This window comes from Streptomyces sp. NBC_01390 (assembly GCF_045040105.1).
Taxonomy (GTDB): Bacteria; Actinomycetota; Actinomycetes; order Streptomycetales; family Streptomycetaceae; genus Streptomyces.
In genome coordinates, this window is sequence record NZ_CP109551.1 from 8,445,038 (window position 1) to 8,458,727 (window position 13,690).

A 13,690-nucleotide genomic window follows, 5' to 3' on the forward strand; every position below is an offset into this window, starting at 1 on the left:
GATCATGGCTACTGAGTCCACGGCGGTCACACCGCTCACCCTGCCCGTGCTGCCGCTCGACGACGAGGTCGTGCTGCCCGGAATGGTTGTTCCGCTGGACCTCAACGACGCCGATGTGCGGGCCGCCGTCGAGGCCGCCCAGGCCGCCGCGAGCACCGGGTCCGGCAAGCCCAGGGTGCTGCTCGTGCCACGCATCGACGGGGCGTACGCCGGGACCGGTGTCCTCGGCACCGTCGAGCAGGTCGGCCGGCTGGCCGACGGGGATCCGGGCGCCCTCATCCGAGCCCGGGGGCGCGTGCGGATCGGCGCCGGGACCACCGGGCCGGGGGCCGCGCTCTGGGTGGAGGGCACGCACCTCGACGACGCGGTGCCGGACCCCGTACCCGGTCATGTCACCGAACTCGCCAAGGAGTACAAGGCTCTTGCCACCGCCTGGCTGCGCAAGCGCGGCGCCTGGCAGGTCGTCGACCGCGTACAGGCGATCGACGACGTCTCCACCCTTGCCGACAATTCCGGTTACTCACCCTTCCTCAGCACCGACCAGAAGATCGAGCTCCTGGAGACCACCGACCCGGTGGCCCGGCTGAAGCTCGCCACCCAGCAGCTGCGCGACCACCTCGCCGAGCAGGACGTCGCCGAGACCATCGCGAAGGACGTCCAGGAGGGCGTCGACAAGCAGCAGCGGGAGTTCCTGCTGCGCAAGCAGCTGGAAGCCGTACGCAAGGAGCTGCGCGACCTCAACGGCGAGAAGGACGGCGAGGAGTCCGACGACTACCGGGCCCGCGTCGAGGCCGCCGATCTGCCGGAGAAGGTGCGCGAGGCGGCTCTCAAGGAGGTCGACAAGCTGGAGCGGTCCTCCGAGCAGTCGCCCGAGGGCGGCTGGATCAGGACCTGGCTCGACACCGTTCTCGAACTGCCCTGGAACGAGCGGACCGAGGACGAGTACGACATCCAGGGCGCCCAGACCGTGCTCGACGCCGAGCACGCGGGCCTGGAGGACGTGAAGGAGCGCATCACCGAGTACCTCGCCGTGCGCAAGCGGCGGGCCGAGCGCGGCCTCGGGGTCGTCGGCGGGCGCCGTGGTGGCGCCGTGCTCGCGCTCGTCGGGCCGCCCGGGGTCGGCAAGACCAGCCTCGGTGAGTCCGTCGCGCACGCCATGGGGCGGAAGTTCGTCCGGGTGGCGCTCGGCGGAGTCAGGGACGAGGCCGAGATCCGCGGGCACCGGCGTACGTATGTCGGCGCACTGCCCGGGCGCATCGTGCGGGCCATCAAGGAAGCCGGGTCGATGAACCCCGTCGTTCTCCTCGACGAGATCGACAAGGTCGGCTCCGACTTCCGGGGCGACCCCGCCGCAGCGCTGCTCGAAGTCCTCGACCCGGCGCAGAACCACACCTTCCGCGACCACTACCTCGAAGTCGAACTCGACCTCAGCGACGTCGTGTTCCTGGCCACGGCCAACGTCCTCGAAGCCATTCCCGAGGCCCTGCTCGACCGCATGGAGCTCGTCCGGCTGGACGGGTACACGGAGGACGAGAAGGTCGTCATCGCCCGGGACCACCTGCTGCCACGGCAGTTGGAGCGGGCCGGCCTGGAGAGCCCCGAAGTCACCCTCGACGAGAGCGCGTTGCGCAAGCTCGCCGGGGAGTACACCCGGGAGGCCGGCGTCCGCAACCTGGAGCGGTCCATCGCGCGACTGCTGCGCAAGGTCGCCGCACAGCACGAACTCGGGGAGCGGAAGCTGCCGTTCACCGTCACGGAGGACGACCTGCGCGGCCTGATCGGGCGGCCCCACCACGTGCCCGAGTCCGCCACGGACCCGGCCGAGCGGCGCACCGCCGTACCGGGGGTCGCAACCGGGCTCGCGGTCACCGGGGCCGGGGGCGACGTCCTCTATGTCGAGGCCTCGCTCGCCGACCCGGAGACCGGGGCGGCGGGGCTCACGCTCACCGGGCAGCTGGGTGACGTGATGAAGGAGTCCGCGCAGATCGCGCTCTCCTTCCTCCGCTCGCACGGCGCCGAACTGGAACTGCCCGTGGGCGACCTGAAGGACCGGGGCGTGCACATCCACTTCCCGGCGGGTGCCGTGCCCAAGGACGGTCCGAGCGCGGGCGTCACCATGACGACCGCCCTCGCCTCGCTGCTCAGCGGACGGCTCGTCCGTACGGACGTCGCCATGACCGGCGAGGTCTCGCTGACCGGGCGGGTGCTGCCCATCGGCGGTGTGAAGCAGAAGCTGCTCGCCGCCCACCGGGCCGGCGTCACCACGGTGATCATCCCGAAGCGCAACGAGGCCGACCTGGACGACGTCCCGGCCGAGGTCCTGGAGAAGCTCGACGTCCACGCCGTCACGGACGTCCGCCAGGTCCTCGAACTGGCGCTCACCCCGGCCGAGAACGCGTCGGAGGTGAGGGTTCCGGCAGCGGCGTGACGGACGCTGCCGGTCGGTGAGGGCCCGGGTCCCGGAAGGGGGCCCGGGCCTTCCCGTGCGCGGATCCGGGGCTCGACGGGGACCTGGATGACACCAGCTCCATGTTCCTGCGAAATACTGTCCGAGCTGCGGCGATGGCCGTGTTCGACGTCCGACGGAGACTTTCCGAGCGGTGAGACCGGATCAGGGGTGCTGACGTGCACGAGGACGGCAACGGCGGGGGACGCCCGGACGGGCGGCAGGTCGGGTCCCCGGCGCCCGGGAGCGGGGTCGAGCGGGAGTTCCTCGCGCTGGAGCGCGAATTGACGGTGTTCCTGCGGCGCGCCCGGGCCAACTCCGGGGAGATGGCCCGCGAGGTCCATCCCGACCTGGAGCCGTCGGCGTACGGGCTGCTGGTGCGGCTCGACGAGTGCGGACGGCAGCGTGCCACCGAGCTCGCGGCCTACATCGGCGTCGGCAAGGCCACCATGTCCCGCCAGCTGCGCGCCCTGGAGGAGCTGGGCCTCGTCGCCCGCGAACCGGACCCGGCCGACGGGCGCGCCTGGCTCGTCCACCTCACGGACGAGGGCCGCGCCCGCTTCCGTACCGTCCGGGAGGCGCGCCGGGCCCGTTATGTGCGTCAGCTGGCCGCCTGGGACCGCGTCGAGGTGGCCGAACTGGCCCGGCTGCTGCATCAGCTGAACCTCGGGATGGAGAAGTAGGCCCCACAGGGTCCCCGGGTGTCACAGCTCGACGTACACGACCGTCGCGTCGTCGTGTGTCTTGCTGCGGCGCAGGCGTGGCCGGCCCGCGTCCGCGTCCGCCCGCTCCAGCTCCCGTACGCGATGCACCAGCGCCCCCGCGCCCTCCTTGCGGACGGTGGTGAAGCAGGCCGTCCAGTCGCCCTCGGCGAACTTCTCCACCCAGCGTGTCGCCCCGTCCGTCAGGGCGGCCAGGGCGCGCACCTCGGCGCGCGGGGTCGTGCCCGTGACCGCGCGGAAGGCCACCGACGGATCGGCCGCCGCCGTGAAGAAGCCGCCCTCCTTGTTGCGCACCGTCGCGTCGGCGATCGCGTCCGTGGCCAGCGAGGACCGGGGGACGCGGGACAGCCGGTCGTCCAGGTGGGCGGTGACCGTGCCGTCCGGGGACTCGGTCAGCAGGGCCGAGTCGGACAGGACCAGGTGCTCGACGGTCTCCGGTGACCAGCGGGCGAGAACCACGGTCGCCTGGGGTGTGCGCGGGTGAGAAAGGTCACAGGTTTGCGCATGCGCCCCGGCGGTACGAGTGAGGGCGGCTGCCAGTACCTCGGTGAGGGGCATATCCCGTTGTGAAACAGACAGTTCGGTCAGCGCGCCGCCGAGCCGGGCCGTGAACCAGGGGACGGAATGCAGACAGCCCGTCGCGTCCCTGGGTGGAGTCACCCCGTCCAGGAGGACGAGCGAACCGCCCTGCCCGGAGGCGGGAAGCCCGATCGTCGCGAAGTCCTCATTGGGGCGGCCCGGATCGCCGGGCTCCGTGACGAGTTCAGTGCGCATCCAGCCAGTCTGCACGAGCCCTTCACAAGCTTCTCAAAAGGCTGGCGACAATTGCCGAAACAGCGCGTAGCCGCTGGTCAGACGCCTGGTTTGGGAGGGAATGATCTACTCCGTGAAGACGTAGCTGCGGATAATGTCAAAGCCCGCCGCCCACGTCCAACCGGCCCGCCACGCGGGGCGGGGGCACAGGCCGGAGGAACTTGCCGCCAACTCCCCGCCGATGTTGACTCCTTGATGTTCACTCCTTCGAGTGGCGGGTCGGGTGACGCGCGCTCCCTGCCCACCGGCATGGGAGGGTCGGGAGCCGGACCATGCCGGAGCACCGGAACCGTACCGGGTGAGCGGCAGGCCAGAACCATCCGGGCGGCCACGCAGTTGACGGAACGTCATCCGGGTCCCGACGGATCGTCACCCGGGCCCATGGGCACACGAGTCAGGAATGCGAGCACCGGTGCAGAAGACGCGGCCTCGGCGCACAGGCAGGCAGACAGCTCCCGCAGGGGGCGCTACCGGTGACGCCCCGACCGATCCCGCGGGCCGGGGGCGCCCCGGCCACGTCCGTAACCGGCTCATCGTGGCCGTCGCCGTCGTGGCCGCCGCGATCGCCGGGGCCGGCGCCCCGTCCGTGATCGCCGCCTCGTCCCAGCTCCACGACTCCCAGGACCTGGTGACGCTCGCGACGCAGACCCAGGACGCCCTGACCCTCGCCCACTCGCTCGCCGACGAACGCGACGAGGTCACCGTCTACATCGCCGCCGGCCGCCCCAAGGCGAACGTGCCCTCGGGCCAGCGCGCCGCCCGCGTCGACCGCGAGGTCGGCGACCTGCGCGCGAACCCGGACACCTCGGCCGCGCTCCGAGCCGACCTCGACGGCATCGCGACGCTGCGCCAGGAGGCGCTCACCGGCAAGAGCACCGCTCTCCAGTCGTACGAGACGTACTCCGCCGCCATCGCCGCGCTGCACCGCCTCGCCGAACAACTGGCCGAGCAGCAGCCGCCCCGAGCGGGCACCGGCGCCTACGCCCTCGCCGAACTCGACTCTGCCGTCCAGCAGGCCGCCGCCGCCCGGGGGCTCCTCCTCGCCGCGCTCAGCGTGCCGACGTCCACCGAGAACGTGTACGACCCGGTCACCGGCCTGTCGTCCAAGCAGACCGTGACCTCACCGGCCGACGCGAAGACGCGGAACGCGCTCAGCGCCGCCGCCCAGCAGGCCCGGCTGCGCTCGGACGCGGCGCTCGCCGACTTCCGTGAGACGGCCCCCGAGGCCGCCGTCGGCAGCTACGACTCCACGCTCACCGGACCCGAGGTCGACACCGCCGACAAGTACCTCGCGTCGCTCACCGACCAGGCCACACTGTCCACGGGCGAACTCGCCACCAGCCTCAGCGCTGTGGACGCGGCGGTCTCCGCCCGCGTCGAACTGATGCGCGGCGTCGAGTCCTCGCTCTACGACCGGCGCACCAAGGCCCTCGCCCAGCTCCGGGACGACGACGTCACCGAGCTGGAGATCCGGATCGCCGTCCTCGGCGCCCTCATCCTGGTCGCCGTCGGTATCGCCACCGCCATGGCCCGCACCCTCACCCGCCCGCTGTCCGTGCTGCGCCGGGGCACCGCCAGGCTTGCCGAGGCCGCCGACCCGCTCGCCGAGGAACCCATCAGGTTCACCGGCCGCAACGACGAGTTCGCCCAGGTCGTCCGCTCCGTCAACGCCCTGCACGCCCGCGCCCTCGCCGTCCACGACCGCATCGCCACGCTGGAGTCCGACCGCAAGCACCTGGTCGGCCAGCGCCAGAAGATGGCCGACGCCCGCGAGGAACTGCGCACCGAACTCGCTGACGCCGCAGCACAGTTGACGCGCACCCGGCACAGCATCCACGGCACCTTCGTGAACCTCGCGCTGCGCACCCTCGGCCTTGTCGAGCGTCAACTCGCGGTCATCGAGGGCCTGGAGGAGCGCGAGCAGGACCCGGACCGGCTCGCCACCCTCTTCAAGCTCGACCACTTCGCCACCGTCATGCGCCGGCACAGCGAGAACCTCCTCGTCCTCGCCGGCGCCGAACACGGCCACCAGCACCCGGGTCCCGTCCCGCTCGTCGACGTCGTCCGCGCCGCCGTGAGCGAGATCGAGCGGTACGAGCGGGTGCGTATCTCGGCGCTGCCGCCGCACGCGCATCTCGCCGGGTTCGCCGCCGACGACGTCAGCCATCTGCTGGCCGAACTCCTGGAGAACGCCACCTCGTTCACCCCGCCCGAGCTGCCGGTGGAGATCTCCGGCTGGCTGCTGGAGAGCGGCGAGGTCATGCTCTCCGTCCAGGACGAGGGCATCGGTATGACCGCCGAGCGCCTGGTCCGTCTCAACTCCCGCCTCGCCGACTTCGACCCGGACACCCCGCACGACGCCTACGAGACCGACGGCGACACCGGGAATGGCGACGGTGACGGGATCGGGCTCGGCCTGTACGTCGTCGCGCGGCTCGCCCATCGGCACGGGGTGCGGGTGCAGTTGCGGGAGCAGAAGCAGGGCGGGGTCGCGGCTGTCGTCGTCCTGCCGAAGACGCTGCTGGCCCCGGACCCGGCCGCCGTACCGCCGTCGGCCACCTCGACGTCCGGAGGCGCCCCGGCGCTCTCCTTCCCGGGCGCCGACGCGGAGGTCAACTCCAATGTCCTGCAAGGGCGTTCGGAGGCAGAGGAGCCGGTCGTCGAGGCGGCCGGTGAGCTGGCCGCTGAGCAGGGTGAGGCCCCGGCCGACACCCTGGTCCCGACCGACGCACCCGACCCGATGATCGCCCTCGCGGAACGGGCCGTACGCGACGCGGAGACCGAGGCCGACGACGAGGCAGGCCCGGCGACGGACCCGCACGCGGACACGGACGCGGACCCGGATGAGTCGGCGCCGGAGCCCGCGCCCCTCCCCGCGTCCGAGATCACCATGGAGCTGCTTCTGCCGGCGCCCCCGGCCGAGGACATCACCGAGCCGACCGTGCCCACGGCTCCCGGAACCACCGCCCCGGACCCCTACGCCATCGGCCCCGACACGCATGAGCGCGTCGAGGAGGAGCCGGTCACGGACAAGGGACTGCCCAAGCGGACCCCGAAGATCACCGCGCCCGCCGAACCGCCGAGACCGCGCACCGCTTCCGTCGACGCCGAGGCACTGCGCCGCCGGCTCGGCGGATTCCAGCGCGGTGCGCGCGACGGACACCGTGACGTGGAGGCGGAGATCGCGGAGCAGACGGGGCAGACGGCACGTACGGCAGAGCCGGCACGTGCCGAAGAAACCACGGGGGGAACTGTCGAGGAGGCAAGCAGTTGACCGCGCCCAGTACCTTCGGCCTGAGTAGTGAAGCCCGCAACCTGCACTGGCTGCTGAGCAATCTCGTCGAGGAGGTGCCGGGACTGACGTCGGTCGCGGTGGTCTCCTCGGACGGTCTGCTCCTGCTCTCGTCAGACCCAGACAGGAACGCGGAACGTCGGCCCGACCGGCCGACCGGCCCCAGAGGCTCCGCCGCCGACCTCGCCACCATCGTCTCCGGCATCGGCAGCCTCACCATCGGCGCCGCCAAGCTGATGGACTACGGCGGCGTCAAGCAGACCATGGTCGCGATGGAGGACGGCACCCTCTTCGTGATGTCGATCAGCGACGGCTCGCTGCTCGGTGTGCACGGCTCCCCGGACTGCGACATGAGCGTCGTGGCGTACCACATGGCGCTCTTCGTGGGCCGCGCCGGGCACGTCCTGACCCCCGAACTCCGCAGTGAGCTGCGGGAGTCCATCGAACGCGGCTCGCCGGCCGACGAACCCGCGCCGGTCGGTCCGATGGCCGTCCGGCCCGCACGGGGCCGTTCGGCGGGGGGTGCCAAGTGAGTACGCCGAGGCTTCCTGTCCGAGGCGGCGACCGCAAACCGGCCCGGGTACGCCCGTACTCGCTGACCGGCGGCCGGACCCGCTTCGGCCATGTCCTCCTCGTCGAGACGTTCGTCGCCGCGATCGAAGCGCCCGAGGAGCGCAAGGAGTTGGAGAATGGTTCCCTCAGCACCCGGATCATGCCGGAGCTGCGGGCCATCGTCGAACTGTGCCGCCGGATGCGTACGGTGGCCGAGATCGCCGCGCTGCTGAAGATGCCGCTGGGCGTGGTCCGCGTGCTCCTCAGCGACCTCGCGGACCAGGGCAGGATCCGGGTGTACGGAACCGGTCACGGGCCGGGGCAGCCGGACCGCGCGCTGCTGGAAAGGGTGTTGAGTGGACTCCGTCGTCTCTGACGTCGCCCGTGGCGTCTCCCCGCTTCTCCACCTTCCGCCGGAAGGGCGACGTCCCCTGGAGGACGAGGAGTTGCGGCCGTGGCAGGAGGACCGCACCCGTGCGCCGATCGCCACGAAGATCGTGATCGCGGGCGGCTTCGGCGTCGGCAAGACCACGATGGTCGGCACCATCTCGGAGATCGAGCCCCTCCAGACGGAGGCGCTCATGACCGAGGCGAGCGAGGGCACCGACGACCTCACCGCGACCCCTCAGAAGCGCACGACCACCGTGGCCATGGACTACGGCCGCGTCACGCTCGACGACGACCTGGTCCTCTACCTCTTCGGCACGCCGGGCCAGCAGCGGTTCTGGTTCATGTGGGACGACCTGGTGCGCGGCGCGATCGGCGCGGTCGTGCTGGCCGACACCCGGCGGCTGAAGGACTGCTTCCCGGCGCTCGACTACTTCGAGAGCTGCGGGCTGCCGTACGTCGTGGCCGTCAACCACTTCGACGGCAGCGCCGAGTTCGACGCGGAGGACGTGCGGGAGGCGCTCACCGTGCCCGCGCACATACCTGTCATGATCATGGATGCGCGGCGCCGCCTCCCGGTCATCGAGACCCTGCTCGCCCTGGTGGGGCACGCGCTGGACGTCAGTCCCGAGTACTGACACGACAAGGGGAGAGAGACCAGACCGTATGCGGAAGATACTCGTCGTCGGAGCCGGTCAGGCCGGACTCCAGATAGCCCTCGGACTCCTGTCGCACGGGTACGAGGTCACCCTGATGTCCAACCGGACGTCGGACGAGATCCGGTCCGGCCGGGTGATGTCCACGCAGTGCATGTTCCACACGGCCCTCCAGCACGAGCGCGATCTCCAGCTGAACTTCTGGGAGTCCCAGGCCCCGAAGATCGAAGGACTCGGCGTCTCGGTCGCCGCCCCCGGCTCGCACGACCCGGGCCCGACCCAGCGCGCGATCGACTGGGTCGGCAGGCTCGACGGGTACGCCCAGTCGGTCGACCAGCGGGTGAAGATGGCCGGCTGGATGGAGACGTTCGCCCAGCGCGGCGGCCAACTGGTCATCCACGGCGCGGCGGTCGGCGACCTCGACTACTTCTCCCGTACGTACGACCTGGTCCTGGTCGCCGCCGGCAAGGGCGAGCTGGTGTCGATGTTCGCCCGCGACCCGGAGCGTTCCCCGTACCGCGAGCCGCAGCGCGCGCTGGCCGTCTCCTACGTCCACGGTCTGGGCCCGCGCCCCGAGGCTGAGTCTGCTGGAAGCGGCGACTACGACGCCGTCCGCTGCAACCTGGTCCCGGGCGTCGGCGAGCTGTTCGTCATGCCGACGTTCACCACCTCGGGCCGCGCCGACATCCTGTTCTGGGAGGGCATACCCGGCGGCCCGCTCGACGTCTTCAACGGCGTCCGCGACCCCGCCGAACACCTCTCCCTGACCCTGGAACTCATGGAGCGGTTCACACCGTGGGAGTACGCGCGGGCCACCAAGGCCGAACTCACCGACGCGGGCGGCACGTTGGCCGGCCGCTACGCCCCCACCGTTCGTAACCCGGTCGGCCGCCTCCCCGGCGGCGGCCTGGTCCTCGGCGTGGCCGACGTGGTCGTGGCCAACGACCCGATCACCGGTCAGGGCTCCAACTCGGCCTCGAAATGCGCGGCTTCGTACCTCGCCTCGATTCTCGACCAGGGTGAGAAGGAGTTCGACGAGACCTGGATGCGGGCCACCTTCGACCGCTACTGGGACACCGCCCAGCACGTCACCAAGTGGAGCAACGCGATGCTCGCCCCGCCGCCGGAGCACATCATCAACCTCCTGGGCGCGGCAGGCCAGTTGCCCCCGGCCGCCGACCGCTTCGCCAACGCCTTCGACGACCCGTCGGACTTCGAGAACTTCTTCTACGAGCCGGAGAAGACGGCCGCCTATCTGGGCTCGGTCGCGGGCTCGGGCGCGGGCGCGTAGGAACCGGGCTCCGTCGAATCTTTCGATTCCGTGGGCTCCGTGGGCTTCGTGGCGAGGGAGTAGCCCTCGTCCGAGCCCGCGGTCGCGTCGGCGGGGAGCTTCGGCGGTGTGTACCGGCGCAGCGGCTCCCCGTCCGGGTCCGGCCGTACGGCGCCCAGCACCGGGTTGGCCGAGAGGGGCGACACCTTCACCCTCGCACCCGGACGCGGCGCCTGTACGACCAGGCCGTCCCCGAGGTAGAGCGCCACGTGTGTCGCCTCGGGGAAGTAGACGACCAGGTCACCGGGGCGCAGCTCGGCCAGCGGGATGTGCGGCAGCCGCGCCCACTGTTCCTGGCTGGTCCGGGGGATGGGCCGACCCGCCGCCTCCCAGGCCTGCGAGGTCAGCCCCGAGCAGTCGAACGAGGCCGGCCCCTCGGCACCCCACTCGTACGGCTTCCCGAGCTGCGCCACCGCCTGCCGTAGTGCCCGCTCACCTTCCCCGGACGGCTTCCGGCCGGCGCTGAGGGCGCCCGAGGTGATGAACTCCCGTTCCTTCCCCGCGACTTCGCCCTTCTCCACCTCACTCTTCTCCAACTCGGCCAGCCCGGCGAGCTGTTCGGTGCTGAGGGTGGCGAGCAGCTCCTCGACCCGCCTCAGCCGCTCCCGTACGGCGTCCCGGTCCCGCTTGTGCTGTTCGGCGAGGGTGAGTTGCTGGTCCAGGGCGGCACGGGCCGCGCGCGCCAGACCGTCGGTGTGCCGCTCGCCGCCGGCCAGCCGGCCCACCGTCTCGGCCCGCTCCAGTGCCAACTGCCGGATCACATGGCCCTGTTCGAGCGCGTGCTGCGGATCGCGGGCCAGCAGCAGCTGTACGTACGGGGAGATGCCGCTGCTGCTCTGGTACTGCTGCCGGGCGAGTCGGCCGAGGGCGCCGCGCCGCTCGTGCAGGGAGAGCCGGGCGCGCACGAGCTGCCCGTCCAGTCGCCGGACCTCGGCGCGTTGCCGCTTCAGCCGTTCGGCGGTGGCGTCGTAGGTCTCGGTGGCCCGTTCGGCCTCGCGGTACAGCCGCTGAAGGTCTGTCAGAAGGGCCGAGACGGAGGGCTGTTCCTCCGTGGGAGGCTCGCCGGGGGACTGTGCCGCCGAGGGAGTCGGGTCCGGTGCGGCCAGGGCGGGGACGGGTGCGAGGAGTGTGCCGGCGGCCATCGCCGCCGTACAGACCAGACGCAGAAGCCTTCCTGACACGTCATCACCTCCGGTGCGGGGCAGCCCTTCCGCTCCGCACCGCGAGCTTGTGACGCGGGCGCGAGGTCCGCGCGCCGAGCGTGCGCGGTTCGGCCCAACCTCGTCACCCGTCGGTGTCGTCCGGCTTGCCCTGCGGCGTGGCGCCTGGTCCGGTGGCCGGTTTCGACCACGGCCAGCGCAGCTTGCCGTCGCCGCCCTTGTCGCCCTCGGGGTCGTAGGCGTACTTCCAGCCCGGGTGCAGGCCGAGCTTTCCCGGCGGGCCCTTGGGGACGCGTCGGTAGATCAGCACGGTCGGCGGTCCGCCGGCCGCGTCCGGCACCGGGACCTGGTACGTCTTCGGTGGGTGCCCGGTCGGGCCGAGCAGGATGGGCAGCACGCGGCCGTCCAGGGGGCCGCCCTCGAAGGCGGTGTCTTGGCTCTTCACGGGATCAGTTTCCGGTACGGGGCAGTCGGGGGCGGCGTCAGGGCGTAGTCGTCGAGCCGAGCGCGTCGCGTACGACGGCCGCGGTCTGCGGGTCGCGGCCGGCGGTCACGGTGAGTACCGCCAGGAACTGCTCGACCAGCCAGTCCCGCAGCTCGTCGACCGGCGGATCCTTGCCCTCGTCCAGCCAGATCAGTGAGGCCGCCTCGACCGAGGTGATCCACATCCGTACGGTCATCCGCAGTCGGGGGCTCGGTTCCGTGACTCCGAGATGGCTGAGGATGTGCTGGGCGGCGGTACGGCGCACCCGGTCCACTATGGCCGTCGTACGGGACGTCTCGACGACGCTGCCGCCCTGGAGGAGGGCGCTGAAACCGGCGTCGTGCTCGTCGACGAAGGTGAGATAGCGGTCGAGGGCGCGGGCGAGGCGCTGGGGGAGCGGGCCCTCGGGGGGTTCGTCGAAGCAGAGTTCGAGTTCCTCGGCGGCGGAGCGGAGCGCGGCCTCGTACAGCTGCTGCTTGCCGCCGGGGAAGTAGCGGTACACGAGGGGGCGGGAGACGCCGGCGGCCTCCGCGACGTCGTCGAGGGAGACCTCTTCGGGGACGCGGTGGGCGAAGAGGGTGAGGGCGGCTTCGAGGAGCTGGCTGCGCCGCTCCTCGACGCTCAGACGGCGGTAGGCGGGGGCGGCGGGGGGCATGTGTGCAGGGTAGTCGGGGCGGGGGGTGTGTGCGGGTGTGGGTGCGTGGACGGGTGCGGGAGCGTCGTGGCTGGTCGCGCAGTTCCCCGCGCCCCTGAAAAGCCGGGGCTGCGCCCCGCGCTTTTCGGGCCGCAGGGCCGGAGTCCTTCAGGGGCGCGGGGAACTGCGCGACCAGCCCACCACCGGGCCGCACTCCGACATCACGCCAGCAGCCCCGAAGACCTCCACAGCCGTCGGCCGACACCCCGCAGCACCCCGATGTCGTCCAGGAAGTCCGTCAGTTTCTTCGCGCCTGTCTGCATGACCTCACGTCGGTGGCCGCTTGCTCGGACCTGAGCCATCGCCTCCGCCCTGTCCAGGCCGACGTTCGTGTAGACGTCGGGGTTGACGAACGCGACGGAGAAGATCCGTGCGAACTCGCCGGAGGTGACGCGGGTGTACTCCTGGGACCATCTCGGCGCCGTCACCATCTGGCGGCGGAGTTCCTCCCGGGCGTACCGGACGTGCCGGGACTCCTCCACCACATGGATTCTCGTCACGCCCCTGACCAGCGGCTGGACCCGCTCGTCCGGGAACGTCAGGCGCTGCATCCAGTCGAGGACCTCCTCGCCGAGCAGGGTCGCCGTGAAGGAACCGGGCGTGGTCGACACCGTCTTGAAGAAGCGGCCGAGGTTCTGGTGCGCCCGGCTGACCGGGTAGTACGGGGTGCCGCCGCGGCTGATCAGACGGGCGAACATCTTCGAGTGACGGCACTCGTCCTCGATCTCCGTCAGGGCGTAACGGACGTGCGCGCTCGTCGCCGCCTTGTCGTAGATGTGCCGTACGAGGAGCTGCATCAGGATGATCTCGAACCAGATGCCGAGCGAGGCGAGCGCCGCCGTCTCGTGCCGGGAGAGCAGGACGCGCTGCTCCTCGCTCATCCGATTCCACAGCGGAGTGCCGTACAGGGAGACCAGCTCGGGCGGCCAGAACCACTTGCCGTCCTCGAAGGGGGCGTCCCAGTCGAGTTCCTTGTCGGGGTCGAAGGAGTGCTTCGCGGACGCGTCGAGGAGCCGTTCGGCCACCTGCTCGCGGTCCTTGAGCACCCCGAGGGCATCGCGGAGTATCTCGGCTTCCGTCACTGTCGTCACATTCTTATGAGACCGCTTGTCAGCAAGTCGGTCAATCCCCTGGACGTACTCGCGCGTAGCCTT

At 71.4% G+C, this 13,690-nt stretch carries 12 protein-coding genes; 7 read left to right on the forward strand and 5 right to left on the reverse strand.

Translation table 11 applies throughout. The annotated features are described in order from the left end of the window. The first annotated feature begins 4 nt into the window (after positions 1-4). The gene (gene lon, locus OG241_RS38160) at positions 5-2,428 is read left to right on the forward strand and encodes an endopeptidase La (protein WP_405822085.1); all 2,424 of its coding nucleotides are present in this window, start codon (positions 5-7) and stop codon (positions 2,426-2,428) included. Between the two features lie 197 nt (positions 2,429-2,625). Then, on the forward strand, positions 2,626-3,129 hold the full coding sequence (locus OG241_RS38165; RefSeq protein ID WP_405822087.1) for a MarR family winged helix-turn-helix transcriptional regulator: 504 nt from the start codon (positions 2,626-2,628) through the stop codon (positions 3,127-3,129). 21 nt (positions 3,130-3,150) lie between these two features. On the opposite strand, the gene OG241_RS38170 is transcribed toward OG241_RS38165, so the two are convergent. Then, complete coding sequence (locus tag OG241_RS38170; RefSeq protein ID WP_405822088.1) at positions 3,151-3,942, reverse strand: hypothetical protein; 792 nt, start codon at positions 3,940-3,942, stop codon at positions 3,151-3,153. A 451-nt stretch (positions 3,943-4,393) separates the two neighbouring features. Here OG241_RS38170 and OG241_RS38175 point away from each other — a divergent pair, with 451 nt between their 5' ends. From OG241_RS38175 to OG241_RS38195, 5 genes are read left to right on the forward strand one after another with little or no spacing between them, the layout of a single operon-like run. Next, complete coding sequence (locus OG241_RS38175) at positions 4,394-7,255, forward strand: nitrate- and nitrite sensing domain-containing protein (protein WP_405822090.1); 2,862 nt, start codon at positions 4,394-4,396, stop codon at positions 7,253-7,255. After that, the gene (locus OG241_RS38180) at positions 7,252-7,806 is read left to right on the forward strand and encodes a roadblock/LC7 domain-containing protein (protein WP_405822092.1); all 555 of its coding nucleotides are present in this window, start codon (positions 7,252-7,254) and stop codon (positions 7,804-7,806) included. The genes OG241_RS38175 and OG241_RS38180 overlap by 4 nt, the downstream gene beginning before the upstream one ends. Next, positions 7,803-8,201, forward strand: coding sequence for a DUF742 domain-containing protein (locus OG241_RS38185; protein WP_405822093.1), 399 nt, complete (start codon positions 7,803-7,805; stop codon positions 8,199-8,201). Before OG241_RS38180 ends, OG241_RS38185 begins: the two co-directional genes overlap by 4 nt. Then, positions 8,182-8,850, forward strand: a complete 669-nt coding sequence (locus OG241_RS38190; RefSeq protein WP_405822094.1) for a GTP-binding protein — start codon at positions 8,182-8,184, stop codon at positions 8,848-8,850. The genes OG241_RS38185 and OG241_RS38190 overlap by 20 nt, the downstream gene beginning before the upstream one ends. Before the next feature lie 28 nt (positions 8,851-8,878). After that, complete coding sequence (locus OG241_RS38195) at positions 8,879-10,159, forward strand: styrene monooxygenase/indole monooxygenase family protein (RefSeq protein WP_405822096.1); 1,281 nt, start codon at positions 8,879-8,881, stop codon at positions 10,157-10,159. Here the strand turns inward: OG241_RS38195 and OG241_RS38200 are convergent. The 4 genes from OG241_RS38200 to OG241_RS38215 form a co-directional block, all read right to left on the reverse strand. Continuing rightward, positions 10,120-11,379 carry an NlpC/P60 family protein gene (locus tag OG241_RS38200; RefSeq protein WP_405822097.1) on the reverse strand — a complete coding sequence of 420 codons (1,260 nt, stop codon included), beginning with the start codon at positions 11,377-11,379 and terminating at the stop codon, positions 10,120-10,122. The genes OG241_RS38195 and OG241_RS38200 overlap by 40 nt on opposite strands. Positions 11,380-11,482: 103 nt before the next feature. Beyond that, complete coding sequence (locus OG241_RS38205) at positions 11,483-11,803, reverse strand: hypothetical protein (RefSeq protein ID WP_405822098.1); 321 nt, start codon at positions 11,801-11,803, stop codon at positions 11,483-11,485. Positions 11,804-11,840: 37 nt separating this feature from the next. Continuing rightward, complete coding sequence (locus OG241_RS38210) at positions 11,841-12,497, reverse strand: TetR/AcrR family transcriptional regulator (protein WP_405822100.1); 657 nt, start codon at positions 12,495-12,497, stop codon at positions 11,841-11,843. Between the two features lie 200 nt (positions 12,498-12,697). Further along, entirely contained in the window at positions 12,698-13,627 is a 930-nt protein-coding gene (locus OG241_RS38215) for a diiron oxygenase (RefSeq protein ID WP_405822102.1), read from the reverse strand. Positions 13,628-13,690 lie beyond the last annotated feature (63 nt).

Coding starts and splice junctions, on each gene's coding strand:
- lon (WP_405822085.1), top strand. CDS start 5: ATGGCTACTGAGTCCACGGCGGTCACACCGCTCACCCTGCCCGTGCTG.
- OG241_RS38170 (WP_405822088.1), bottom strand. CDS start 3,942: ATGCGCACTGAACTCGTCACGGAGCCCGGCGATCCGGGCCGCCCCAAT.
- OG241_RS38195 (WP_405822096.1), top strand. CDS start 8,879: ATGCGGAAGATACTCGTCGTCGGAGCCGGTCAGGCCGGACTCCAGATA.
- OG241_RS38210 (WP_405822100.1), bottom strand. CDS start 12,497: ATGCCCCCCGCCGCCCCCGCCTACCGCCGTCTGAGCGTCGAGGAGCGG.